Annotated in this window: 21 protein-coding genes; 10 read left to right on the forward strand and 11 right to left on the reverse strand. The window is 74.0% G+C overall.

Annotated features, from left to right (window positions below):
* Positions 1 to 579: aldehyde dehydrogenase family protein (locus ACERUN_RS17225; protein WP_370291277.1), on the forward strand; the 579-nt coding region annotated here is incomplete at its 5' end.
* A gap of 27 nt (positions 580 to 606) precedes the next feature.
* On the opposite strand, the gene ACERUN_RS17230 is transcribed toward ACERUN_RS17225, so the two are convergent.
* The 3 genes from ACERUN_RS17230 to ACERUN_RS17240 are packed head-to-tail and all read right to left on the reverse strand — an operon-like array spanning position 607 to position 3,847.
* Positions 607 to 1,926 carry a glycoside hydrolase family 6 protein gene (locus tag ACERUN_RS17230; RefSeq protein WP_370291278.1) on the reverse strand — a complete coding sequence of 440 codons (1,320 nt, stop codon included), beginning with the start codon at positions 1,924 to 1,926 and terminating at the stop codon, positions 607 to 609.
* A 57-nt stretch (positions 1,927 to 1,983) separates the two neighbouring features.
* A complete protein-coding gene (locus tag ACERUN_RS17235; protein ID WP_370291279.1) occupies positions 1,984 to 2,913 on the reverse strand; it encodes a 2-hydroxyacid dehydrogenase in 930 nt (309 codons plus the stop codon).
* Between the two features lie 34 nt (positions 2,914 to 2,947).
* Positions 2,948 to 3,847, reverse strand: a complete 900-nt coding sequence (locus ACERUN_RS17240) for a phenylalanine 4-monooxygenase (protein ID WP_370291280.1) — start codon at positions 3,845 to 3,847, stop codon at positions 2,948 to 2,950.
* Between the two features lie 90 nt (positions 3,848 to 3,937).
* Between ACERUN_RS17240 and ACERUN_RS17245 the strand changes: the two genes are divergently transcribed.
* A complete protein-coding gene (locus tag ACERUN_RS17245; RefSeq protein ID WP_370291281.1) occupies positions 3,938 to 4,363 on the forward strand; it encodes an Lrp/AsnC family transcriptional regulator in 426 nt (141 codons plus the stop codon).
* A gap of 21 nt (positions 4,364 to 4,384) precedes the next feature.
* On the opposite strand, the gene ACERUN_RS17250 is transcribed toward ACERUN_RS17245, so the two are convergent.
* The gene (locus tag ACERUN_RS17250; RefSeq protein WP_370291282.1) at positions 4,385 to 4,570 is read right to left on the reverse strand and encodes a hypothetical protein; all 186 of its coding nucleotides are present in this window, start codon (positions 4,568 to 4,570) and stop codon (positions 4,385 to 4,387) included.
* 356 nt (positions 4,571 to 4,926) lie between these two features.
* Here ACERUN_RS17250 and ACERUN_RS17255 point away from each other — a divergent pair, with 356 nt between their 5' ends.
* Complete coding sequence (locus tag ACERUN_RS17255; protein ID WP_370291283.1) at positions 4,927 to 6,135, forward strand: NAD(P)/FAD-dependent oxidoreductase; 1,209 nt, start codon at positions 4,927 to 4,929, stop codon at positions 6,133 to 6,135.
* Positions 6,136 to 6,287: 152 nt separating this feature from the next.
* Here ACERUN_RS17255 and ACERUN_RS17260 read toward each other — a convergent pair whose 3' ends face one another.
* Positions 6,288 to 7,169: a DICT sensory domain-containing protein gene (locus tag ACERUN_RS17260; protein WP_370291285.1), complete on the reverse strand. Its 882-nt coding sequence runs from the start codon at positions 7,167 to 7,169 to the stop codon at positions 6,288 to 6,290.
* Positions 7,170 to 7,230: 61 nt separating this feature from the next.
* Between ACERUN_RS17260 and ACERUN_RS17265 the strand changes: the two genes are divergently transcribed.
* The gene (locus ACERUN_RS17265) at positions 7,231 to 7,827 is read left to right on the forward strand and encodes a hypothetical protein (protein WP_370291287.1); all 597 of its coding nucleotides are present in this window, start codon (positions 7,231 to 7,233) and stop codon (positions 7,825 to 7,827) included.
* Positions 7,824 to 8,183 carry a sigma factor gene (locus tag ACERUN_RS17270; RefSeq protein WP_370291288.1) on the forward strand — a complete coding sequence of 120 codons (360 nt, stop codon included), beginning with the start codon at positions 7,824 to 7,826 and terminating at the stop codon, positions 8,181 to 8,183. The genes ACERUN_RS17265 and ACERUN_RS17270 overlap by 4 nt, the downstream gene beginning before the upstream one ends.
* Positions 8,184 to 8,223: 40 nt before the next feature.
* Here ACERUN_RS17270 and ACERUN_RS17275 read toward each other — a convergent pair whose 3' ends face one another.
* The gene (locus ACERUN_RS17275) at positions 8,224 to 8,877 is read right to left on the reverse strand and encodes an alpha/beta hydrolase (protein ID WP_370291289.1); all 654 of its coding nucleotides are present in this window, start codon (positions 8,875 to 8,877) and stop codon (positions 8,224 to 8,226) included.
* A gap of 40 nt (positions 8,878 to 8,917) precedes the next feature.
* Positions 8,918 to 10,285, reverse strand: coding sequence for a deoxyribodipyrimidine photo-lyase (locus ACERUN_RS17280; RefSeq protein WP_370291290.1), 1,368 nt, complete (start codon positions 10,283 to 10,285; stop codon positions 8,918 to 8,920).
* A 110-nt stretch (positions 10,286 to 10,395) separates the two neighbouring features.
* On the opposite strand from ACERUN_RS17280, the gene ACERUN_RS17285 reads away from it, so the two are divergent.
* From ACERUN_RS17285 to ACERUN_RS17305, 5 genes are all read left to right on the forward strand, one after another.
* A complete protein-coding gene (locus ACERUN_RS17285; RefSeq protein ID WP_370291291.1) occupies positions 10,396 to 10,935 on the forward strand; it encodes a GXWXG domain-containing protein in 540 nt (179 codons plus the stop codon).
* A gap of 193 nt (positions 10,936 to 11,128) precedes the next feature.
* Positions 11,129 to 12,586: a DUF1800 domain-containing protein gene (locus ACERUN_RS17290; protein WP_370291294.1), complete on the forward strand. Its 1,458-nt coding sequence runs from the start codon at positions 11,129 to 11,131 to the stop codon at positions 12,584 to 12,586.
* Complete coding sequence (locus ACERUN_RS17295) at positions 12,583 to 13,896, forward strand: DUF1501 domain-containing protein (protein WP_370291295.1); 1,314 nt, start codon at positions 12,583 to 12,585, stop codon at positions 13,894 to 13,896. Before ACERUN_RS17290 ends, ACERUN_RS17295 begins: the two co-directional genes overlap by 4 nt.
* A 77-nt stretch (positions 13,897 to 13,973) precedes the next feature.
* Entirely contained in the window at positions 13,974 to 15,419 is a 1,446-nt protein-coding gene (locus tag ACERUN_RS17300) for a DUF1800 domain-containing protein (protein ID WP_370291297.1), read from the forward strand.
* Positions 15,420 to 15,426: 7 nt separating this feature from the next.
* Positions 15,427 to 16,773, forward strand: coding sequence for a DUF1501 domain-containing protein (locus ACERUN_RS17305; RefSeq protein ID WP_370291298.1), 1,347 nt, complete (start codon positions 15,427 to 15,429; stop codon positions 16,771 to 16,773).
* Between the two features lie 15 nt (positions 16,774 to 16,788).
* Here ACERUN_RS17305 and ACERUN_RS17310 read toward each other — a convergent pair whose 3' ends face one another.
* Genes ACERUN_RS17310 through ACERUN_RS17325 form a run of 4 tightly spaced genes read right to left on the reverse strand, consistent with a single transcriptional unit; the run spans position 16,789 to position 23,704 of the window.
* A complete protein-coding gene (locus tag ACERUN_RS17310) occupies positions 16,789 to 17,685 on the reverse strand; it encodes an SDR family oxidoreductase (protein WP_370291299.1) in 897 nt (298 codons plus the stop codon).
* A 9-nt stretch (positions 17,686 to 17,694) separates the two neighbouring features.
* Positions 17,695 to 21,075 (reverse strand): thiol reductant ABC exporter subunit CydD, encoded by a 3,381-nt coding sequence (gene cydD / locus ACERUN_RS17315; protein ID WP_370291301.1) that lies wholly within the window; start codon positions 21,073 to 21,075, stop codon positions 17,695 to 17,697.
* Entirely contained in the window at positions 21,072 to 22,187 is a 1,116-nt protein-coding gene (cydB, locus tag ACERUN_RS17320) for a cytochrome d ubiquinol oxidase subunit II (protein ID WP_370291302.1), read from the reverse strand. The genes cydD and cydB overlap by 4 nt, the downstream gene beginning before the upstream one ends.
* 56 nt (positions 22,188 to 22,243) lie before the next feature.
* The gene (locus ACERUN_RS17325) at positions 22,244 to 23,704 is read right to left on the reverse strand and encodes a cytochrome ubiquinol oxidase subunit I (RefSeq protein WP_370291303.1); all 1,461 of its coding nucleotides are present in this window, start codon (positions 23,702 to 23,704) and stop codon (positions 22,244 to 22,246) included.
* Positions 23,705 to 23,781 lie beyond the last annotated feature (77 nt).

The following is a 23,781-nucleotide window of genomic DNA, read 5'->3' on the forward strand; positions in this document are numbered from 1 at the left end:
GGCCCCCGGGGGGGCGCCGCCGCCGACCTCTCCGCCGTCACCAGCGCGGTGATCGACCAGCGCGCCTTCGAGCGCCACGTGGCCGCCATCGCCCGCGCCCACGCCACTGACGGGCTGCAGGTCGTGGCCGGCGGCACCACCGACGACAGCGTCGGCTGGTTCGTGCGCCCCACCATCGTGCTCGCCGACGACCCCGCCGACGAGATGTTCCGCACCGAGTACTTCGGCCCGATCCTCGTCGTCCACGTCTACGACGACGCGCGCCCCGGCGCCTTCGAGGACGTCGTGCGCCAGGCCGAGTCGGCCGCCCCTTACGCGCTCACGGGGTCGGTGCTGGCCACCGACCGTGCCGCGATCGCGTGGGCGAGCGAGCACCTGCGCTTCGCCGCCGGCAACTTCTACGTCAACGACAAGCCCACCGGCGCCGTGGTCGGCCAGCAGCCCTTCGGTGGCGGCCGCGCCTCGGGCACCAACGACAAGGCCGGCTCGATGCTCAACCTGCTGCGCTGGACCTCGCCGCGCTCGATCAAGGAGACCCTCGTGCCTCCCACCAAGCACGGCTACCCGCACCAGCGCTGATCCGGCGCCGATTCCGGCGCCAGGCCCTCAGGGCGCGGTCGGCCCCGGGTCCTGCGACGGCGCGGGGTCGCCCGACGGGCTCGCGGTCGCGGACGGCGCGGGGTCCGTCGGCGACCCGCTGGGGTCCGGAGGTGCCGGTGCGGCCGGCGCCGTGGCCTGCACGAAGCGGGTGTAGAGCGCCATGCGCACCGAGCGCTTCGGCGTCTGCGCGTCGTTGCCGCCCTGCTGCATCCAGCGCCACCCGCGACCGAACCACAGGTAGGCGTCGACGTAGGCGAGCGCCTGGCGGCGCAGCTCGGGCTGGTCGGTGCCGAGGCCGAGCTTGGCCGCCTCACCGTCGAGCACGTTCCAGGTGGGGCGGTGGCCGAGGGTCTGGCAGATCTTCTCGGTCCTCGACCCGCAGGTGGGGGTGTTGTCGAAGAGGTAAGCCTCGCTGCGGGTGCGGTCGTAGGCGGCGCCCCAGCGCTGGCGCCACTGCAGCCAGGTGAAGGGGGTGCCGTTGTCGGCGGTGTCGATCACGGCCTTCTTGCCGGGCACGCCGGCCTTCGCCAGCGCCTGGCTGAGGCGAGCGGCATAGGCGACGTTGTCGGCCACCGAGTCGTAGTGGGTGGCGCCGAGTGCGAAGCCGCGCACGTAGCCGATGCCCGCGCGCCGCAGCAGGCGCGTGGCCTCGGGCAGGGTGAGCCAGTCGGCCGAGCCGGCGTCGAGGTAGATCGAGGCGCGCGGCAGGGCTCGCGAGAGGTAGGACGCCGCCCACGCGGTGTAGGAGATGCGCTGCGCGGCGCTGGGGTCGACCATGCCGCCGCGGTGGTTGGCCGAGATCGCGAGATCGGGCTCGAGCACGATCGCCGCCCGGGCGTCGCCGATGCCGAGCGCGATCTGCTGGATCCAGCCGCGGTAGCGGGCCGGCGTCCACGACATCTTCGGCCGCTTGCCCTTGACCACCTCGCCGTCGGGCCACAGGCCGAAGATCGCCAGCTGCACGAGGGTGTCGGGGTCGTTGCGCCGGGTGTCGGCGACGTAGGTGGCCACCTGGCGGCGGATGTCGGCCACGTTGCAGCTCTTGCAGTTGGCGAACCAGCGCGCCTTGGGGGTGAACGCGATGCGCGCCAGGGCGGCACGCGTTCGGGTGTCGCGCGCCGCGTTGTAGTTGCGCAGCTCGGGGTTCGCGCGCGTGGTGATGGTCGAGTGCGCCCACGGTCCGGCCAGGGGGCTCGCGGCGCGGGTCGCTGCCGCGGGAGTCACCCGCGCCTCGATCGGCGCCAGCGCGCCCACCCCACCGAGTGCGCCGGCGAGGCCGAGGGAGGCGAGCAGGAGGACCAGAACAAGGCGGACCGAGCGTCTCATCTCCACCTCATCGGTGCGGGCGGCGTCGTCCTGAGTGGTCGACACTCGCCGGGCACGCTAGTGCGATGCGAGCTCCGGCACCGGCGTAACGAGCGAACCCGTGCGCAGGAAGGTGTCGAGGTTGCGCAGGGTGAGCTCGCGCATCGCCGCGCGCGTGGGACGGGTCGCCGAGCCCACGTGCGGGAGCAGCACGACCTGCTCCATCGCCCGCAGCGCGGCGGGCACGTGCGGCTCGTCGGCGTAGACGTCGAGGCCGGCGGCGCCGAGGCGGCCCTCCGCGAGTGCCGTGATCAGCGCCCCCTCGTCGACCACCGAGCCGCGCGCGACGTTGACGAGGACGCCGTCGGGGCCGAGGGCGTCGAGCACCTCGGCGCCGACCAGGCCGGCCGTGCCCGGCCCGCCGGGCACCACCAGGACCAGTGCGTCGACCGCGGCCGCGAGGTCGACCAGGCGCGGGTGGTAGGTGAAGGGAGAGCCCGCCACCTCGCGCCGGTTGTGGTAGCCCACCGTGCAGCCCATCGCCGCGAGCAGCTCGGCCAGCGCGGTGCCGATCCGGCCCAAGCCCACGATGCCCACCCGCGAGCCCGAGACCTGCGCGGTGAGGGGGAAGGCGCCCTCGGCCCAGCGCTCCTCGCGCACGAAACGATCGGCCTGGGGCAGGCGTCGCACGGTCGCCAGCAGCAGCCCCAGCGCCGTCTCGGCCACGGCGGCGTCGAGCACCTCGGGCGTGTTGCTCACTGCGATCCCGCGGGCGCGGCAGGCCTCGAGGTCGATGTTGTCGTAGCCGACGCCGTGGTTGCAGATCACCCGCAGGCCGGGCAGGGCGGCGATCAGGGCGTCGTCCACGCGGCCGGAGTTGGTGCACACGATGGCCTCGACGTCGTCGTGCGGGGCGTCGACGGCCGTGTGGCGCTCGGCGACGTCGTCGTGCAGCTCGGCACCCAGCGGCGGCACCCGCAGGACGACGGTGGAGGAGGGCTCGCTCATGTCCGCCAACCTACGGGCGCCGCGGTGGGCCGCCTCAGCGGGAGTAGGACGGCGTGCGGGCCAGGAGCTCGGCGATGGAGTCGTCGGTGCACTCGGCCCAGAAGGAGCCGACGACGTCCTCGAGGTGGGTGAAGGAGTCGGCGACGTAGAGGACGTCCTGGTAGTCGGTGATGTCGTAGGTGGTGGTGCCCATCGCGGCGACGTCGAGCGGGCGCAGGGTCATGCCGCGGAAGGCCTCGATCTCGCCGGGGGAGGAGAGGATGCCGGCGCCGTAGGCCTTGAGGTCGCGCCCCTCCCACAGCACGCCGAACTCGAGGGTGAACCAGAAGACCTTGCTGACGAACTCCAGCGCCTCGGGCGTGCGCACGCGGCGCGACGCCTGACCGGCGAGCTCGTAGAGGGCGGTGAAGCGGCGGTCGGCGAGGGTGTTGCCGTGGCCGACGACCTCGTGGAGGACGTCGGGCTCCGGCGTGTAAAGCGGGACCGAGTGGTGACGGACGTACTGGGTGCTCCAGAACCCGCGGTCGGCCAGCGCGCCGTAGAAGTCGGCCAGGGGCACCAGCCCGGCGGCAGGGCGGTAGGAGAAGCCGGTGAGGGGGGCGAGGGCCCGGCTGACGTCGGCCAGCTGCGGCACGTGGTCGAGCGGCAGGGAGAGCGCCTCCTTGCCGTCGAGAAACTCCCGGCAGGCGTGGGCGCGGTGCTTGGGCACGAGCGCCTCGCTGACGACCTGCCACACCCGGTGCTCGGCGTCGGTGTAGTCAGCCACCGGGCAGGGGGCTCCCGGCGTCCACGACGCGGCCAGCGTGGCGAGGGCGTCGCGACGGGCGCGGTACTCGGGGTCGGCGAAGCCGGGGTGGTCCTGGCCCAGGTGCACCTGCAGCGAGCCGTCGTCGTCGGCGGTGACGGGGGCGAAGTACTGCGCTTCCTCGAACATGGGGGCAGTCTGCGCCGAACGTCCGTGTGACGGCCACGACACCGAGACATATGGCTCGCATCCCCAGAGGTGCGTGCCAGGATGTCCGACATGGACGCGACCGACCGCCAGATCCTGGACGTCCTGCGCCGCGACGCGCGCACCTCCGTGCGCGAGCTGGCCGCCCAGGTCGGCATCGGGCGCGCCACCGCCTACGAGCGTGTGCGGCGCCTGGTGGAGTCAGGGGTCATCCGGGCCTTCACCGTGGACGTCGATCCCGCCGCGCTCGGGCTCGGGCTCCCGGCCTACGTCCACGTGCGGATCAAGCAGAACTCGTGGAAGACGTTCCGCGCCAAGGTGTGGGCGCTGGAGGAGGCTGCGCACGTGGCGCTCGTGGCCGGCGACTTCGACGCCGTCATCCTCGTGCGCGCCCGCGATGCCGCGCACCTGCGCGAGCTCGTGCTCGAACGCATCCAGGCGCTGCCCGAGGTGGTGGCCACCCAGACGGTGCTCATCTTCGAGGAGCACGCGGGCTGAGTCGTCCGGCCGTGCCCGCGCTCAGGGCCCGTCGGTGGCCGGGGGCCGCGGGGCCCGCGGCCCGAACGGCGCGCGCAGCGCACCGGTGCGCTCGCTGACCTCGCGGATGACGGCGGCCAGCTCCGGCGGCAGGTGGCGTGGGCGTCGTCCACGCGTCGGGCTCGACCCGGGCCCGGGCCCGCGGCCGTCGTCGCTCGCTGATGTCACGGTGTCCCCCTCGTCGACCGTCCGGCCTCCGAGCGGCAGCGGCTCGGAGGGTGCGCCCCGAGCGCGTGTCCCGAGCATGGGTTCGGGCGGGGGTCCCGGGCAAGGGGCGGGACGGAGGTCCAGCCGATCGCCCCGTGTGGGACCGTCCGTCGTGGCTACCGGACGGGGACCCGCGGTCCCGGCGACCAGGGACGCCGACGCGCGCGCCCGGGAGGCCCGTCTCGGCTAGGCTGCAGGAACTTCAACAGGCTGTTGATGAACTTGTGGAAGAACGGCGACGGGAAGCGGGAACGGCCATGGCGGCAGGGCAAGCAGGCGGGCGAGCAGGGGGCGCAGCCCCTACATCGGCACCGGTCGTGGTGGTCGGAGCGGGTCTCGCCGGCCTGGCCTGTGCCCGCGCGCTGAGCGCCACCGGCGCCCCGGTGCTCCTGCTCGAGGGCGGCGACGCCGTCGGCGGGCGGATGCGGACCGACCGGGTGGCGGGCTTCGCCATCGACCGCGGCTTCCAGGTGCTCAACACCGGCTATCCCGAGCTGAGGCGCGCCGTCGACCTCGACGCCGTCGACCTGCGCTACCTGCCGCGCGGGGTGCAGGTCAGGCGCGACGGGCGCCTCGAGGACCTTCCCCACCCGCTGTCGGCGCCGTCGGCCCCGTGGCGCGCTCTGACCTCGGGCGCGACCGGCCTCGGGCAGAAGATCGCCCTCGCCCGCTATGCGGCGCCCCTCGTCCTCGGCTCGGCGGCGTCGGTGAAGCGGCGCCGCGACGTCCCTGCTCGGGAGGCGTGGAGCGAGCTGCCGCCCGAGGTCGTCGACCGACTGCTGGTGCCCTTCCTCACCGGCGTGGTCCTCGAGCGGGAGATCACCACGAGCAGGGTCTTCACCGACCTGATGATGCGCATGTTCGCCCTGGGTTCCTCGGCCGTGCCCGCCCTGGGCATGCAGCGCGTCCCGGAGTCGATGGCCGCGGCGCTGCCGCCCGGCGTCCTGCGCCTCGAGGCGCCCGTGGCCTCGGTGCAGGCCGACGGTGTCACGCTGCAGGACGGCACCTCGATCGCGGCCTCGGCGGTGGTCGTGGCCGCCGACCCGTGGACGGCGGCCCGCCTGGTGCCCGGCCTCGGCGCCCCGCCCGAGCCGCGCAGTGTCACCACGCACTACTTCGCCGCCCCGGCCTGGCGCGGCCAGTCGGGCACCCTCGTGGTCGACGCCGACGGCTCGCCCGTGGCGAACTCGGTGATCCTCACCGCCTCCGCGCCCGAGTACAGCAGTGACGGACGCTCGCTCATCGCCACCTCGGTGGTGACGACCGGTCGCACCGAGCCCGTCGACCCGGCGGTGGTGCTCGCCACCGCCCGGGCCATGCACGAGGCGCCAGCGGGGGAGTGGGAGCCGGTGGCCGTGCGCGAGATCCCGCACGCGCTGCCTGCGATGACCGCGCCGCACCCGATGCGGCGACCGGCGCGCGTGGACGGTGTCTACGTCGCGGGGGACCACCGCGACACCAGCTCGATCCAGGGTGCCCTGGTGTCCGGGCGCCGGGTCGCGCGGGCGGTGCTCACCGACCGCTGAGAGGCCGACGACGAGAACGAGGCCGCGAGCGGTGCTCGCGGCCTCGTTCTCCTTCTCCGACCGCTCGCGCGGTGGGAACCGGGCCCCGGCCAGCCCCCCGGTGACCGGGGCCCGGTGGTTCGTGGTGCCGCCTCAGGCGGCCTCGGGTGGCCTCACACGGCCAGCCGGTCGACGTAGGACACGACGCGGTTGAACAGCGCCGTGACGCCGGTGGGCGTCGTGGTGCGCGGCGGCGGGCTCTCGGCGAGCTCGTAGAGCAGCGGCCGGGCGGCGAGGACGCCGCTCGACTCGGCCACGCCGGCGGCCACGCGGGCGGCGTCGCGCACGGCGACGGGGTCGACGGTCCAGATCGCCTCGAAGAGTCGCTGGCGGTCCGGGACGTCGGTCTGGCCCGGGAGTTCCCAGGCGGTGAGGCAGGCGGTGGAGTCGGCGGCGTCGCACACCACCGCCCACTCGCGGCGCATCGGCGCGTCCTCCGGCAGCGTGGCGCGGATCGGCCCGGTGGCCTCGTCGGCCGACTCCGGCCAGGAGTCGGCGAAGACGACCGCGGCGCGCGAGACGCGGGTCAGCTCGTTCCAGCGCGGTGCCGAGGGCTTGTAGTAGGCCGCCTTCTGAAAGGCGCCGAAGAGGACCGGTCGTTCGGCCAGGGCGGCGCACTCGTCCTCGATCGCCCAGGACAGGGCGATGAGGGTGGACTTGCGCAGGCGGTGGGTGGCCAGCTGCGGGTGGCGCCGGCGCAGGTCGGCGTAGATGGAGGGGTTCGTGGGGGCCAGCGTGGCCAGCGCCTCGGCGATCGCGACCTCGAGGCGGATGCCGCCGGAGCGGCGCCGCACCACCTGGGAGACGAGGGAGGCGTCCTCCTCGGTGTAGCGCCGGTGGCCGCTCGGCAGCCGGTGCGCGATCGGGAATCCGTAGCGCTGCTCCCACATCCGGAGCACTGCGGTGGTCACGCCGGTGCGGTTCGCGAGGTCGCCGATCGTGAGGGTCGCCTCACTTGTCGCGGGGGCTTGCGTCGTCGCCATGTCGTGGTCCATGCTCACATCATAAAGTTCAACAAGCCGTTCAGGGAAGTTGTTGAAGTTAGGAAGTTTCGAGATGCAGCGCAGCACCACCGATCCAGCAGCGGGCGTCGTACCGATCCTCGACTGGGTGGACGTCGTCGACGCCCTCCGCCCTTTCCTGGCGCGCGAGCGCTCGGGGATGTCCTTCCGCTTCCGCGGCTCCCTGCACCCCGAGGGTGACGTGGCCGGCATCATCCGTGCCCACGACGGCCGGGTGGTGATCCGCTTCGACGACGAGCGCTGCCTCGCCACGCCCGACCGCTCGCTCGGCCTGCGTCGCCTGGCGGCGTGCCTGAGCGGCTGGGGTGTGACCGTCAGCGTGGCGGCCGGCGACGTCGTCCACCTGCAGGTGCCCGACGGTGGTCCGCGGCCCGGCTGGCAGCCGCGCGTGATCCGCGGCGGCGAGGACGACGAGGCCCGCCGATCCACGGCGACGACCCGCGCCGCGATCGAAGCCGCCATCGACCGCGCGCTCGACCCGGAGGGTCGCTACACCGGGGCGAATCGCATGCCGGAGCCGCGGCGGCTGCGGTTGACCTGGTGGGATGGCAGACTGAAGGCGCGAGGCGGGGCCCGACCCCGACTGCGACCCGTCGGACTGCGTTCCGTCGGAGAGGACGGCACCGCATGAGCACTGCCCCACGAACCTCGGACGACGGCCCCGACGGCCAACCCAGCACGGCCGGGATCGACGACCCCCTCGCTCCCGGCCCTGTCGACCACCACCTTCCCGAGCACCTGATCGACCGCATCGCGGCCGGCGACGAGACGGCTCTCACCGCCCTCTACGACGCCTTCGTCGGACGCGTCCACGCGCTGACCACGCTCATCGCCGGCGATGCCGACGTCGCTGCCACCGCGACCCGCGAGACCTTCGTCTCGGTGTGGCGCCTGGCGCACACCTACGACGCGTCGAGCGCGTCGCCGCTCGCCTGGGTGCTCGGCATGGCCCGCGCCACGGGCCGCGGCTTGTCGACAGCCGCCTGACGCCGGCCTGACGCCCGCGCTCCTCGCGGTCGGCCGGCGCTCAGCCGGCGGTCGCGAGGATCTCGCGCACGCCCGCGACCGCGAAGGCGTTCCAGCGCGGGATGCGGCGCAGCAGGTAGTGGCCCACCGGTCCCATGTCGGTGAACGAGGCGTCGCCCACGTGGGAGGCACGCTCGACGAAGCGCCGCGTCGCGGCCGCCGAGGTGATCTTGTCGCCGCTGCCGTGGGCGGCGCGGAGCAGGCGACCGCGCAGTGCGGTGACCGGTTCGCCGTCCGGGAACCAGGGGGCGAGGGCGACGACGCCGCGCACCGAGGGATCGTCCGCCACGGCCGCCGAGGTGCGTGCCCCCATCGAGTGCCCCACGAGGACGACCGGCACGTCGCCGAAGCGCGTGCGCACCTCCTCGAGCGCCCAGCGGGCGTCGGGCAGGGGCGAGGGCTGACGGCCCCCGCCGGCGTTCCAGCCCTTGACGCGGTAGCGCAGCACCACGACCCCCACGCCCTCGGGCCCGACCTTGCGGGCGATGGCGCGGGCGAGGGCGCGCGCGCGGCGCCACGACAGGCTGCGACCGTCGACCGGCTCGGTGGTGGCCTCGGCGCCGCCGTGCAGGACGAGCGCGATCGCGCGCACCTGTGCGGGCAGGTGGAGATCGGTGAGGGCCGGGGCGATGCCGGGAGTGGTCACGGTGCTCATCGGGAGGTGTTCGGCGCCGTCGCGGACAGCGGATGGGAGATCAGTCGCCCTGGCGGGCCCGGACGGCCTGGTAGGCCGCCAGCGCCTCCTCGCGGGCGACCTTGTGGTCGACGATGGGGGAGGGATAGCCCTCGGGCGGGCCGGACTTCCACGGCTCGTGCACCAGCGGCTTCGCGAGGTCGGAGAGCTCGGGCACCCAGCGGCGGATGTAGTCACCGGACGGATCGAACTTCGAGCCCTGGGTGATGGGGTTGAAGATGCGGAAGTAGGGCGCGGCGTCGGTGCCGCACCCGGCGACCCACTGCCAGTTGTGCTGGTTGCTCGCGAGGTCGCCGTCCACGAGGTGGCGCATGAAGTGGGCCGCGCCGTGCTGCCACTCGACCTGGAGGTCCTTGACCAGGAACGAGGCCACGATCATGCGCACCCGGTTGTGCATCCAGCCCGTGGCGAGCAGCTGGCGCATGCCGGCGTCGACGATGGGGAAGCCTGTGCGCCCCTCGGCCCAGGCGGCGAGACGCTCGCGGCGCTCGTCGCCCTCGGCGTAGGGCAGCCCCTTGAGCTCGGGGCGGAAGTACTCCCGTGCGCTCTCGGGCCACTCGAACAGCACGCTGGCGTAGAACTCGCGCCACGCCAGCTCCTTGCGGTAGGTCGCGTGGTGCGGCTTGCGCGCGTCGAGGTCGGCGAGCAGCGTGCGCGGGTGCAGCTGGCCCCACCGCAGGTACACCGACATGCGCGAGGTGGCGTCGAGGTCGGGGCGGTCGCGCACGTCGTCGTAGGCGGGATCGCTGGCGATCCAGCGCTGCCAGGCCTCGCGCGCCGCGGTCTCGCCGGCCGGGGGCAGGTCGATGCCGCCCGCGCCGGGGCCCTCGGGGATCGCCTGCGTCTCGGCGCCCGCCCAGGTGGTGCGCGCCGCGTCAGAGTCCGCCGGTGCGCGCCACCCGTGGTCGATCCACGCCTTCGAGAAAGGGGTGTAGACGCGGTAGGGCTGCCCGCCGCCGGTGCGCAGGCGCCCGGGTGCCACCGCGTAGGGCGAGCCGGTGCGGACGAGCTCGACCCCGTCGGCACCCAGTGCCTGCTCGACCCGCTCGTCGCGGGCGGCTCCGTAGGGGCCGTAGTCGGCACTGATGTGCACGTGGCGGGCGCCGACCTCGCGGGCCACCTCGGGCACGACCTCCTCCGGGCGGCCGTGGCGCACGACCAGCCCCGGGCCGTGGCGGCGCAGGTCGGCGTCGAGCGCGCGCAGCGAGTCCATGAGGAACTGCACCCGCGCCTCGCCGGAAGGGGCGAGGAGGGCGTCGTCCAGCACGAAGAGGGGGAGCACCGCGCCGTCCTGTGCGGCGGCCAGGAGGGCCGGGTGGTCGTGCAGGCGCAGGTCGCGGCGGAACCACAGGATGCTCGGGGTGCTCACGCCCGCCATGCTGGCAGGTCGCTCCACGCCGTGGCGGCCACCCGGGCCCGTGGGCGAGATCCCAGCCACGATCCCGTCCGATCGGACTGATCCTCTGCGATGATGGCCCCATGAGCACCCTCACCGCCGCCGACCGCCTCGCCGCGCTCGAGCCCGCCTGCGCGCTCGAGGACGCCCTCGCGCTCTTCGACTCCCTGCCCGCTGTCCGGGCCGAGGAGCTCACCGGCCGCTACCACGGTCGCGAGCTCGCGACGGGCCACCCGATGGACGGCCTGCTCGAGGCCTCCGGCTGGTACGGCAAGCAGTTCGACTCCGTCGACGAGGTGCACCCGCTGCTGTTCCGCAGCCCCCGGGGCTCGCTCGTGGTGGTCGACCCGCGGCGCATCCCGTTCGGCATGGTCGACAAGATCCCGGACGCCGTGGTCTCCCGCGGTCGGGGCGTGATGGGGGTTGCTCTCCCCGCGCTGCGCACCCGGCGTCACCGCGCGCGCCTGCGCAACGTGGAGTACCGCGGCGTCGTCACCGCCGGCATGAGCTACGACCACCTCCCGATCATCGACCTCTTCCGTCGCGTCGACGAGCGCACGCTGCTCGGGTGCATGGACCTGCGCGGCGCTCCGCCGTACTTCTTCGTGCTGGTGGCCGACTGACCGCGGCGCCCCCGCCGCTGGCGCCGCTGGCGCCGAGCGCCCGGACGGGACCGCGGCGCTCGTCCCGACCGTCCCGCTCGCGCTGGTCACCTCGGCGACCGTGGCGGCGGTCTCCGGTGCGCGGTCGTGGGACTTCGTCCTGATCTCGGCCAGCAGCGCTCACCTCGGGGCGTCCGCGGCGGATGCTCCTCCTGTGAGCTTCACGCCGCGCCCCTACCCCCGCACCCCCGTGCCGTCGGCAGCCACGCTGCACGGCATCCAGCGCTTCACCGCCGGCTACACCCCCGCCCTCAACGCCCAGGTGAAGGCGGCCGGCGGCTTCGCCCCCTGGTTCGACCGCCAGCTCGCCGACGGCTACGACGATGCCTGGGCGCTCACTACCGCCGGCTGGTGGACGTCGGTCAACGCCTCCTTCTCCACGATCGTGCAGCGCGATCGCGACGACGTCGAAGGCTTCTGGCGCGCCGACGCCAACTACCAGTGCTGGTCGATGGTGCGCGGTCTCGGCTCGCAGCGGCAGGTGCGAGAGACGATGACCGACTTCTGGGAGCACCACTTCCACATCCCGTGCATCGGGGCGGTCGGGCCCTTCCGCTCGGCCTACGGCCGGACCATCCGCAAGCTGGCGCTCGGACGCTTCGACGCGCTGCTCCCGGCCGCCGTGCTGCACCCCGCGATGGCGGTCTACCTCGACAACGCCAACTCGACCAAGGATGCCCCGAACGAGAACCTCGGCCGCGAGCTCCTCGAGCTGCACACCGTGGGTCGCGGGCGCTACACCGAGGACGACGTGAAGGTCTCGGCCCGCCTGCTCACCGGGTACGAGATCACGACCTACGAGGACTGGGCCTTCTCGTACAACCCCGAGGGCCACTGGACGGGCCCGGTGAAGGTGATGTCGTTCACCCACCCGAACAGCGCCCCGGACGGCCGCAAGGCCCTGGCGGCCTACCTCCGCTACCTCGCGCACCACCCGGCCACGGCCCGCCGACTCGCCACCAAGCTGGCCCAGCGCTTCGTGTCCGACACCCCGCCGCCCGCCCTCGTGACCCGGCTGGCTGGGGTCTACCTGGCCAACGACACCGCGATCGTGCCGGTGCTGCGAGCGCTCGTGCGCTCGAAGGAGTTCGCCGCCTCGGCCGGGCAGAAGGTCCGGACCCCCACCGAGGACGTCGTGGCGACCCTGCGCTCGCTCGGCGTGCGCCTGGCGAAGCCGCCGACCGGCGACGAGGAGTCGGCCGCCAACGCCATCCTGTGGCAGGCCTCCACGATCGGGCTCGCGCCGTTCGCCTGGCCCCGCCCCGACGGTCGGCCCGACGTCGCCACGGCATGGTCGTCCACGTCGCGCTTCCTGGCCTCGCTCGACGTCCACTACTCGCTCTCGGGTGGCTGGTGGCCCGAGAAGGGGATCACCTACCGCCGCCCCGCCGCCTGGCTCCCGGTGCCGCGGATCCGTTTCGACCAGCTCGTCGACCACCTGTCCCGCACCCTGCAGGGACGAGGGTCGACCGCGGCGCTGCTGCAGGCGGCCTGCGAGGCCACCGGCCAGCGGCCGGCCGACGTGATCACGGCCCAGAGCGACCTCGTGCGCTACAACCTGCCGCGACTGCTCCCCATCCTGCTCGACTCCCCGAACCACCTGACGAGGTGAGCGCCGTGATCCCCGCCAATCCCTCCACCTCGGCACCGGTGACCTGCTGCGACGAGTTCGCCCGCATGACCACGCTGAGCCGCCGCTCGTTGCTGCGCAGTGCGGCCGTCGTCGGCGGCCTCACCGCGGGCCTCACCACGGCGAGCACGATCGGCGACGCCTTCCTGCAGACCTCCTACGCCGCCACCCGCTCGGCACCCGCCGTCATGGTGGTGCTCTCGCTGCGCGGCGGAGCCGACGGCATGAGCCTCGTGGTGCCGCACGGCGACCCGGTGTACTACGAGGCGAGGCCCACCATCGGCATCCCCGCCGAGCGGCTGATCGCCAAGGACGCCTTCTTCGGGCTGCACCCGAACCTCGCGCCGCTGCTGCCCCTGTGGCAGGGCGGGAGGATGGCGAGCGTGCACGCCGCGGGACTGCCCGTGCCGAACCGCTCGCACTTCGATGCCATCGAGGAGATCGAGGACGCCGACCCCGGCACCAGCGCCCGCATCGGGTGGCTCAACCGCCTGATCGGGCGCGACGACTACACCAGCCCGCTGCAGGCCATCCAGTACGGCGACACCGTGCCCCCCACGGCCCTGCTGGGTCCGCAGTCCGTGGTGGCGACCTACGACATCGGCTCGGTGCGCCTGGCCGGCGCCGACGACGAGGACGGCGCCGCGCGCCGCTCGCGGTCGCTGCGCACGCTGTGGGCGCCGGCCCGCGGTCCGCTCGCGGCGGGGGTGCGGGCCTCGCTCGAAGCGATCGAGGACTACCGCGCCGTGCAGGCGAGCTCCGACGTGCCGGCCAACGGCGCCACCTACCCCGAGGGCGGCCTGGGGGCGGCGCTGGCCGCGACCGCCCGCACGATCCGCGCCGACGTGGGCGCAGAGGTCTTCACGATCGACTACGGCAGCTGGGACCACCACACCGACGTCGGCACCCTGGACTCGGGCGAGATGCAGGGCATGGCCACCGAGCTGGCCGCTGCCCTGGCCGCCTTCTTCACCGACCTCGGCGAGCTGGGCGACAAGGTCACCCTCGTGACGGTGTCGGAGTTCGGTCGGCGCCTGCGCGAGAACGACCAGCAGGGCCTCGACCACGGCTTCGGCACGGCGATGCTGGTGCTCGGAGCAGGTGTGCGCGGCGGCTACCACGGTCGCTGGCCCGGGCTCGAGCTCCCGGAGGACGACGACTCCGACCTCGTCGTCACCACCGACTACCGCAGCGTTCTCTCCGAGATCGTGAGCCGCCGCCTGGGCGCCTCCACGGCGGCGGTCTTCCCCGGCTTCACCCCCGAGGACGTCGGCGTCATCAGCTCGCTCTGACCGACCGGGCCGTAGGACCCGGTCCTGAGTCCGGGACGACCGCTCACCGCCCGCGCCGGATGACCGATGCAGGGCGTGTGAGCTACACACCCCGCCCCTACCGCCGCACGGCGGTGCCGAGCTCGCCGACGCTGCACGGCATCCAGCGCTTCACCGCGGGGTACACCCCGGCGCTCAACGCGCAGGTGAGGGCGGCCGGGGGATTCGCGCGGTGGTTCGACCGGCAGCTGGCCGACGGCTACGACGACGCCTGGGCCGCGCAGACCGAGCAGTGGTGGTCGTCGATCACGGCGTCCTACGAGGTGACGGCACAGCGCGACCGCGACGGGGTCGAGGGCTTCTGGCGTGCCGATGCCAACTACCAGTGCTGGTCGATGGTGCGCCGGTTCGGCTCGCAGCGGCAGGTGCGCGAGACGATGGCCGACTTCTGGGAGCACCACTTCCACGTGCCGGCCGTCGGCGACGTCGGTCCGTTCCGCTCCGACTACGGACGCACGATCCGCGGTCTCGCCCTGGGCCGCTTCGACGAGCTGCTGCGCACTGCCGTGCTGCACCCGGCGATGCAGCACTACCTCGGCAACGTGAACTCCTCGAAGTCGGCCCCCAACGAGAACCTGGCGCGCGAGCTGATGGAGCTGCACACCGTGGGCCGCGGCCCCTACAGCGAGGACGAGGTGAAGGCGGTCGCGCGGCTGCTCACCGGTTACCGCATGAACAACTGGGTGGTCACCTACGACCCCACCAAGCACTGGACCGGTGCCGTGACGGCGCTCGGCTTCACCCACCCGAACACCGATCCCGACGGGCGTGCCGCCGTCCTCGCGCTGATCGACCACCTCGCCCGCCACCCCCTCACCGCGCAGCGGGTGGCCACGAAGCTCGCGCAGCGGTTCGTGAGCGACACCCCGCCCTCGGGGCTCGTGGAGCGGCTCGCGGAGGTGTACCTGGCCTCCGACACCGCGATCGCGCCTGTGCTGCGGGCGCTCATCGCCTCACCCGAGTTCGCCCGCTCGGCCGGGCAGAAGGTGCGCACCCCCGCCGAGGACGTCGTGGCGAGCCTGCGCGCGCTCGGCGTCCGGCTGGCGGCGCCGGCAGGCGCGAGTGACGCGGCGGCGAACGCGATCCTCGGCCGCAGCACCGACATCGGACTCGCCCCCTTCGCCTGGCCGCGCCCTGACGGGCGCCCCGACGAGGCCGCGGCTTGGTCGTCGGCCTCGCGCTTCCTGGCCTCGCTCGAGACCCACTACAGCTTCAGCGGTGGCTGGTGGCCGAAGAAGGGCATCGTCTACCGCACGCCCCGCTCGTGGCTGCCCGCCTCGCGCATCCGCTTCGACCTGTTCGTCGACCACCTCTCGCGCACCATGCTCGGTCGGCCCTCCACGGCGAAGCTGCTGCGGGTGGCCTGCGAGGCGAGCGGCTGCAAGCCCGCCGAGATCATCACCGCCCAGCACCGGATCGTGAAGTGGGACATGCCGCGCCTGATCACCACCTTCCTCGACTCCCCGACCCACCTGACGAGGTGACCTCCCGATGACTTCCCGGACCGAGACCGCTGGCCGCGCCACCCACGTCACCGGGGATCCAGCCCCCGCCACCACGGCGCCGAGCTGCGCCGAGGTGGGCTGCGACGACTTCGCGCGGGTCGCGATGAGCCGGCGCTCGCTGCTGCGCAGCGCCGCGGTGGTCGGTGGACTCACCGCCGGCGCCACCACCCTCACCACCGTGGGTGATGCGTTCCTCCAGACCTCCTACGCCGCCACGCGGTCAGTGCCGGCGGTGCTGGTCGTGCTGTCGATGCGCGGAGCGGTCGACGGCATGAGCATGGTGGTGCCGCACGGCGATCCGGTGTATTACCAGGCCCGGCCGAAGATCGGCATCCCCGCCGAGACCCTCCTGGCCAAGGACGGCTTCTTCGGTCTGCACCCGAACCTCGCGCCCCTGCTGCCCCTGTGGACCTCGGGCCGGATGGCGGCCGTCCACGCGGCCGGCCTGCCGGTGGCGAACCGCTCGCACTTCGCCGCCGTCGAGCTCGTCGAGGACGCCGATCCGGGCTCGCGAGAGCGCATCGGCTGGATCAACCGGCTCATCGGGCGCGACAGCTACGCGAGCCCGCTGCAGGCGATGCAGCTCGGCAACTCGGTGCCCGCCACGGCCGTGATCGGCCCCCAGCCCACCCTGTCGGTGCGGGGCCTCAACCAGGTGAAGCTCGCCGGTGCCGACCAGTGGGACAAGCAGGGACGGCGACCGCGATCGATGCGCACGATGTGGGGCGACGTCGGCGGGCCGCTCGGACAGGGCGCCCGGGCGGCTATGCAGGCCGTGAGCCAGTTCGGTGCCGTCACGGCCACCTCGACGACCCCGGCTAACGGCGCGGTCTACCCGACCGGTGGCTTCGGCGACGCGCTGGCCGCTGCGGCCCGCACCATCCGTGGCGACGTGGGTGCGGAGGTCATCACCATCGACCAGGGCAACTGGGACCACCACGTCAACCTCGGCACGCTCGAGTGGGGCTCGATGCAGCAGATGACCACCCAGTTCGCGGCGGGCCTGGCGGCCTTCTTCACCGACCTCGGGCCGCTGGCGTCGAAGGTCACGGTGGTGACCCTGTCGGAGTTCGGCCGCCGCACCCGCGAGAACGCCAACTACGGCCTCGACCACGGCTACGGCACGGTGATGATGCTGCTGGGTGCGGGCGTGCGCGGCGGCTACTACGGGCGCTGGCCCGGGCTCGTCAACAACGACAACAACGACCTGCAGGTCACCACGGACTACCGCAGCGTGCTGGCCGAGGTGGTCACCGCCCGGCTGGGCGCCTCCTCGGCCCAGGTGTTCCCGGGCTTCACCCCGACCCCCGTGGGCGTCGTCAGCGGGCTGTGAGCACGCCGACCCGGCTCAGGCCTCGCGCTCCAGCAGTGTGGCGAGGTCCGTGGCGGGGCGTCCGGTGAGGTGCGCGACGTGGTCGCTCACGCCGGCCATCTCGCCAGCGGCGATCGCGGTGTAGGTCGACACCCAGGCGTCGTACTGCCACGGGGGTGCGGGCCAGCGGCGTCGTGAGGCGTAGGCCTCCTCGACGCTCTCGCGGTGGTACGACACCTCACGTCCCAGGCGGGCCCCGACGATGCGCGCGACGTCGTCCAGGCCGAGCTCCTCCGGCCCGGTGAGGTCGTAGGTGGCTCCGCGGTGACGGTCCGGATCGAGCAGGACGGCCGCCGCGGCGGCCGCCACGTCGTCGCGCGCGACCCCCGACATCCGGCCCTCGCCGGCAGGGCCGCGGATCACGCCGTCCTCGCCCACCAGGCCGGGCAGGAAGTCGAGGTACAGGTTGTCGCGCAGGAAGGTGAACCCGAGTCCCGTGCGCTCGTGCAGGGCGAGCGCGTGCTGCTCGGTGGCCCAGTGGTCGCGGCCGAGGGTGAAGGTGCAGGTGGGGGAGGCGCCGTAGAACGAGGTGTAGACGACGTGGCGCACGCCCGCCGCCGCGGCGGCGTCGAGGAAGGTGCGGTGCTCCTCGAGTCGGTCGGCGGCCTCCGCGGCCGACACCATCAGCAGGGTCGTCACCCCCTGCAGCGCCCGCTCGGACGACGCGCGGTCGCGGTAGGCGCACTCCGCGACCTCGGCGCCGCCGATCTCCGGTGCCCGGCCCGCGTCGCGCACGAGGAGCCGCTGGCGTCGTCCGGCATCGGCGAGGAGGCCGGCGACCCGGCCGCCGATCGCCCCGGTCGCGCCCGTGACGCCGATCAGCTGGCCGGAGTCGTCGGTGTCGGGCGTCGGTGCGGTGGGGGTGGCCGTCATGGGGCGAGCCTAGTGAGGCGCCTCCACGCGGACCTCGCGCGCCGCGGTCGGCTCACCGAGCACGACCACGCGGTCGACCAGGTCGAGCCCGACCCGGTCGTGGGTGATCCACAGGACCGCGCGATCCCCGCCCGCAGCGAGCACCTCCTGGGCCAGCGCCGAGGCGGTGGCGTGGTCGAGGTGCGCGGTCGGCTCGTCGAGCACCAGCACCCGCTGGTCGGCGAGGAGCGAGCGGGCCACCGCCAGGCGCGCCCGCTCGCCGCCGGAGATCGACGCGTGACCGGTGCCCAGCCACGTGTCGATCCCGTCGGGCAGGCTCGCCGCCCAGGCGCCGAGACGTGCGCGGCGCAGGGCGTCGAGCACCGCTGCGTCGTCGGCGTCGGGGCGGGCCAGTCGCACGTTCTCGGCCAGGGTCGTGGCGAAGACGTGGGGCCGGTCGTCGACCAGGCCGACCTCGGCGCGGACGAGCTCGGGCGAGGTAGCGGTGAGGGGAGCGTCGCCGAGCAGGACCTGCCCCGCGCAGGGGTCCAGGAAGCGCAGCGCGAGCGCGGCCACCGTGCTCTTGCCGGACCCCGAGGGGCCGACCACCGCCACGCGATCGCCGGGCTCCAGGCGCGCGGTGAGCGGCGCCGTCGCGGGGGAGCGCGTCGTCCACCGTGCCGACGCCGCCTCGAAGCGGAGTCCTGCGTGGGCCGGCACGAGAGCGCCGGGGCGGTCCGGCACCGCCGGCTCGATGCGTTCGAGGGCCAGGAGGCGATCGGCGGCCGCCGACGTGCGCACCGACAGCGCCCCCGCGTCGGCGAGCGGCAGGGCGACGTCGGCGAGCGCCAGGGGGATCAGCACCAGCAGTGCCGCCACCGGGCCGCTCAGCCGACCGGTCGCCACGTCGTCGGCGCACACCGCGGCCACCAGCACCATCGTGGCACCGGTGGCGGCGAGCACCACGGCCCGAGCGGCTGCGGCCCAGCCGGCCGCCACGGTGGTGGCGCGCCCCAGCCGGGCGCTGGTGCTCCGCAGCTGCGCGCTCGCGCGGTCGGTGGTCTGCCACAGCCGCAGGTCGTCGGCCAGGGCGAGACTCTCCACCACGCCGGAGGAGAGACGCGAGCGCAGCTCGACGGCGCGTGCCTCGGCGCGACGGGCGCCCGCGCGGGCGAGCAGGGGTGCCGTGACACCGACGACGAGCGCCCCCACCGCGATCTCCGCGCCAGCGGCCGGCTGGAGCGCAGCGGCCACCAGGGCCGCGAGCGCGGCGACGCCGGTGTACTGCCACATCGGCTGCCGCACGCGCAGGGCGCGGTCGACCACGCTGTCGACGTCGTCCACGACCGCGGTGAGCAGATCGCCGCGGCTGCGGCCGGGGCGGCCGAGTCGGCCCGGCACGAGCGGCACGAGCGCGTCGTAGACCGCCACCCGTCGCTCGGCGAGCAGGCGCAGCGCGGCGTCGTGGGCGATGAGGCGCTCCGCATAGCGCAGCACCGGGCGCGCGAGGCCGAAGGCGCGCACCCCGACCACCGCCACGAGCAGCGTCAGCACGGGCGGACGGGAGGAGGCCTGCACGATGAGCCACCCGGCGGTGGCCGTCAGCGCCACGCCGGAGGCGGAGGCTAGCGTGCCGAGCGCGGTGGCCAGGGCCAGCGGACGACGCGGGCGCGCGGCGGTCGGGTCCGTCGCGTCCACCTCGTCCCCCCGGCGGTTCCGTTCCTGCTGCAGGAGATCATCGGACGCGACGGCCGCCTCGGTCGTCGGCGAAGGACGCGCGACCGTGCTCAGCTCGAGGTGATGGTCGGCGAGCTCGAGCAGGCGGGGGCGGTGGGCCACCACCACGATGCCGCGGTCGCGGGCGAGGGCCACGATCGTGTCGGCGACGACCTGCTCGGTGAGGTCGTCGAGGTGGGCGGTGGGCTCGTCGAGCAGCACCCACGGGCGATCGGCGAGCACGACGCGGGCGAGGGCGAGGCGTGCCCGCTCGCCGGCGGAGAGTCCGGCGCCGTCCTCGCCGAGCTCGGTGGCCAGGCCGTGCGGCAGGTCGCGGACCCGCTCGGCGAGGGCGACCTCGGCCAGCGCTGCCCACAGCTCGTCGTCGGCGGCGTCCGGCCGCGCGAGGCGCAGGTTGTCGGCGACCGATCCGAGCAGGAAGTGCGGCTCCTGCGGCGACCACGCCACCTGGCGCTGCCAGCCCACGCCGACGAGCTCCTCGCCGTCGCGCGAGAGCGAGCCCCCGTGCGCGACGAGGCCGGCCAGGGCGGCGAGGAGGGTCGACTTGCCGCAGCCCGAGGGGCCGGTCACCGCGGTGATGCCGCGGGCCGGGATCAGCGCGCTGAGCCGGTCGATCACCGGGAGCGTGCGCCCCGGGTAGGTCACCGTGAGGTGGTCGAGCACGAGAGGGGCGTGGTCGCCGGCGTGCGCGCGGCTCCGGTGCACTGTGGGCGGCACTGCGGCGGACGCATCGTCCTCGTGCAGCAGCTCGTCGGCGGCGGCGAAGGTGGCGGCGCCCTCGGCGGCGGCGTGGAACTCCGCGCCCATGCGGCGCAGCGGCCAGTACGCCTCGGGGGCGAGCAGGAGCACGACCAGGGCCGTCGGCAGGTCGACGCCGCCGGCGGCCAGACGCACACCGACGGTCACCGCCACGAGCGCCACCGACAAGGTGGCCACGAGCTCGAGCACCGCGGAGGAGGCGAAGGCGATGCGCAGCGTGCGCAGGCTGGCCCTGCGGTAGCGGTCGGTGATCCGCGCGATGGTGGCCGACTGCGCGTGGGCACGGCGGTGGGCCACCAGCGTCGGCAGGCCGCGCACGACGTCGAGGAAGTGGCCCGACAGCACGCCCATCGAGCGCCACTGCTCCTCCGCCCGGTCGCGGGTGGCCAGGCCCACGAGAGCGCCGAAGAGCGGGATGAGCGGCACGGTGGCCACCACGATCACCGCGCTCAGCAGGTCGCGGGAGCCGATCGCGACGATCGCCAGCGGGGGCACGACGACCGCCAGCGCTACCGCGGGCACGTACCGGGTGAGGTAGGGCTCGGCCGCCGCGACGCCGCGGGTGAGCAGCAGCGCCGCCCGGTCGTCGTCCACGGTGCGGGGTTCGTCGACGCGACGCTCGAGCAGGCGCGTGAGGAGGCGGCCGCGCAGCTCGGTGCCGACGACGCTCGCGGCCCGCGCGGCCGCCAGGTCGCCCAGCAGGGAGCTGGCCCCGCGGGCGAGGAGCACGGCCGCCAGCGCCAGGCTCGGCCCGAGGAGCGGGGAGTGCTGAACGACGCCGAGGACGAGACCACTTACCGCCCACGCCTGCGCGATCACCAGCAGACCGTTGGCCAGGCCGGCGGCCGCGACGCCGCCCAAGGGCAGCCGGGCGGGTCGCAGCGGTGCGCGCAGGCGCGGGTCGGTGGGTCTCATGCCGCCGAGACCGTGCCCGCCGCGGCGGGGCGCCCGCTCTCGGAGCCCGACGGCGCGGTGGCGTCGGTGCCACCCGTGTGGCGACCGGCGGTCTCATCGGTGCGCGACGGAGCGGTGGAGGCGGGGATGTGGTGGCTGGCGATCCGGCGGCGGAAGACCCAGTAGGTCCAAGCCTGGTAGGCCAGGACGACGGGGGTGAAGACCACCGCGACGATCGTCATGATGCCCAGCGTGTAGGGCGTCGCGGCGGCGTTCGCGGTGGTGAGGCCGGTGCCGCCCGCCAGTGTGGTGGGCATGACGTCGGGGAAGAGGGCGAGGAACAGCCCGGCCACCGCAACCGCGATCCCCGCGAAGGTGCCGGTGAAGGCCCAGCCCTCACGACCGCGCAGCACCGCGGCCAGTGCTCCCACGAGGGCGAGGGCGGCGACGACGAACGCGACCCCGGAGGCCAGCGTGCCGGTGGCGAGCTGGGTCCAGGCGAGGAAGGCCAGGGAGAGACCGGCCGCGACCACCAGGGCCGGTGCGGCCAGGCCGCGGGCGCGCAGGCGGATCGGGCCGTCGGACTTCAGCGAGACGAACACCGCGCCGTGGGCCACGAAGAGGGCCAGCGTGGTGAGACCGCCCAGCAGGGCGTAGGGGTTGAGCAGGTTGAAGAACCCGCCGACGTACTCGCGGTCGGCGTCGATCGGCACCCCGCGCAGGATGTTGGCGAATGCCACGCCCCACAGCAGGGCGGGCACGAAGGATCCGGCGATGATCGCGCGGTCCCACCAGGCGCGCCAGCGGTCGTCGTCGCGCTTGGCGCGGTACTCGAAGGCCACGCCGCGGGCGATGAGGGCCACGAGGATCAGCAGCAGCGGCAGGTAGAAGCCGCTGAACAAGGTGGCGTACCACTCGGGGAAGGCGGCGAAGGTGGCGCCGCCGGCGACGAGCAGCCACACCTCGTTGCCGTCCCACACGGGGCCGATGGTGTTGATCATGACGCGGCGCTCGGTGTCGTCGCGGGCGAGCACCGGCAGCAGCATGCCGACGCCGAAGTCGAAGCCCTCGAGGGCGAAGTAGCCCATCCAGAGCACGGCGATCAGGCCGAACCAGACGGTGGTGAGCTCCATGGTTCTCGTCTCCTGGGTGACGTAGCGGGGGTCGGGTGGGATCGGGTGGGGGCTGGTCAGTACGCGACGGCGAGGGGCCGGTCGGCGTCCGCGAGTGGAGAGCCGGAGCCCGGTCCGTCGTCCTCGGGGGTGGGCAGGGGATCGGCGCCGCGGCGGATGTAGGTGAGGAGGAGTCGCACCTCCACCACCGCGAGCACGCCGTAGACGGCGGTCAGAACGATCAGCGAGGTGAGCACCTCGAAGGCGCTGACGCCGGGGGAGACGGCGTGGTCGACGGTCATCAGGCCGAAGACGGCCCAGGGCTGGCGACCGATCTCGGTGAAGATCCATCCGGCGGAGTTGGCCAGCAGCGGCAGGAGCGGCAGGGCGATCGCGGCACCCAGGCCGAGGCGGGTGCGCGGCACCCGGCCCGCACGGGTGGCCCAGAGGACCCATCCCGCCACCGCGGCGGCCGCGAGGCCGAGACCGATCATGATGCGGAAGGTCCAGTAGGTCAGCGGGATCACGGGTGTGTAGTCGCCGGGGGAGTAGTAGGCGGCGCCCGGGTCGCTGCCGTACGTGCTCCGGTACTCCGCGCGCAGGTCGTCGATGCCGCGGACCTCGCCCTGCGAGCTGCCCGTCGCGAGGTAGGACAGCAGCCCCGGCACCTTGACCGCGAACGTCTCGCGGCTGCCGTCGAGCGTGCCGAGGGTGAGGATCGAGAAGTCGGCGGGCGACTGGGTCTCGTAGAGGCCCTCGGCGGCGGCCATCTTCATCGGCTGCACCTCGGTCATCACCTTGCCCTGGAGGTCGCCGGTGATCGCGACGCCGAGGCCGGCCACGAGCACGAGCGCGGCGGCCGAGCGCAGCGCGCCCCGGTACAGGCGACGTTCCTCCGCGGCGTCCTCGCGGGTGCGGCGCAGCTGCCACAGCGACACGCCCACCACGAAGGCCGCGCCCGTCATGTAGGCCGAGAGCACCACGTGCGGGAAGGTCACCAGCTGGACCTTGTTGAGCAGCACCGCGGCGAAGTCGTTCATCTCCGCGCGCCCGGTCTCGGGGTTGTAGGCGAAGCCGACGGGGTGCTGCATCCAGGAGTTGGCGGCGAGGATGAAGTAGGCCGAGAAGAGCGTGCCCACGTGGGTGAGCACCATCGTCGCGGCGTGCAGGCGCGGGGAGAGCCGGTCCCAGCCGAAGATCCAGAGGCCGAGGAAGGTCGACTCCAGGAAGAAGGCCAGGAGCCCCTCGACCGCCAGCGGCGCTCCGAAGATGTCGCCGACGAAGCGCGAGTAGTCGCTCCAGTTCATGCCGAACTGGAACTCCTGCACGATGCCGGTGACGACGCCGAGGGCGAAGTTGATGAGGAACAGGCGGCCGAAGAACTTCGTGAGTCTCAGCCACCGCTCGTCGCGGGTGCGCAACCACGTGATCTCGTAGCCGGCCACGATCGCCGAGAGGCCGATCGTGATGGGCACGAAGAGGAAGTGGTAGACGGTCGTGATGGCGAATTGCCAGCGTGCGATGTCGGTCGGGTCCACGTCTCCACGCTAGGAATCGCGCGCCCCGCCGCCCACGGCCCGGCGACCGCCCACGGGCGGGACCTTCGCCCTCCACG

It is taken from the genome of Nocardioides sp. (assembly GCF_964229035.1).
Lineage (GTDB): Bacteria > Actinomycetota > Actinomycetes > Propionibacteriales > Nocardioidaceae > Nocardioides.

Bases quoted from the DNA above. Each gene is read 5' to 3' on its own strand.
- ACERUN_RS17305 (WP_370291298.1), top strand. From the start codon at position 15,427: ATGACTTCCCGGACCGAGACCGCTGGCCGCGCCACCCACGTCACCGGG.
- ACERUN_RS17275 (WP_370291289.1), bottom strand. From the start codon at position 8,877: ATGAGCACCGTGACCACTCCCGGCATCGCCCCGGCCCTCACCGATCTC.
- ACERUN_RS17230 (WP_370291278.1), bottom strand. From the start codon at position 1,926: ATGAGACGCTCGGTCCGCCTTGTTCTGGTCCTCCTGCTCGCCTCCCTC.
- ACERUN_RS17270 (WP_370291288.1), top strand. From the start codon at position 7,824: ATGAGCACTGCCCCACGAACCTCGGACGACGGCCCCGACGGCCAACCC.
- ACERUN_RS17310 (WP_370291299.1), bottom strand. From the start codon at position 17,685: ATGACGGCCACCCCCACCGCACCGACGCCCGACACCGACGACTCCGGC.
- ACERUN_RS17265 (WP_370291287.1), top strand. From the start codon at position 7,231: ATGCAGCGCAGCACCACCGATCCAGCAGCGGGCGTCGTACCGATCCTC.
- ACERUN_RS17235 (WP_370291279.1), bottom strand. From the start codon at position 2,913: ATGAGCGAGCCCTCCTCCACCGTCGTCCTGCGGGTGCCGCCGCTGGGT.
- cydD (WP_370291301.1), bottom strand. From the start codon at position 21,075: ATGAGACCCACCGACCCGCGCCTGCGCGCACCGCTGCGACCCGCCCGG.
- ACERUN_RS17260 (WP_370291285.1), bottom strand. From the start codon at position 7,169: ATGGACCACGACATGGCGACGACGCAAGCCCCCGCGACAAGTGAGGCG.
- ACERUN_RS17245 (WP_370291281.1), top strand. From the start codon at position 3,938: ATGGACGCGACCGACCGCCAGATCCTGGACGTCCTGCGCCGCGACGCG.
- cydB (WP_370291302.1), bottom strand. From the start codon at position 22,187: ATGGAGCTCACCACCGTCTGGTTCGGCCTGATCGCCGTGCTCTGGATG.
- ACERUN_RS17285 (WP_370291291.1), top strand. From the start codon at position 10,396: ATGAGCACCCTCACCGCCGCCGACCGCCTCGCCGCGCTCGAGCCCGCC.
- ACERUN_RS17240 (WP_370291280.1), bottom strand. From the start codon at position 3,847: ATGTTCGAGGAAGCGCAGTACTTCGCCCCCGTCACCGCCGACGACGAC.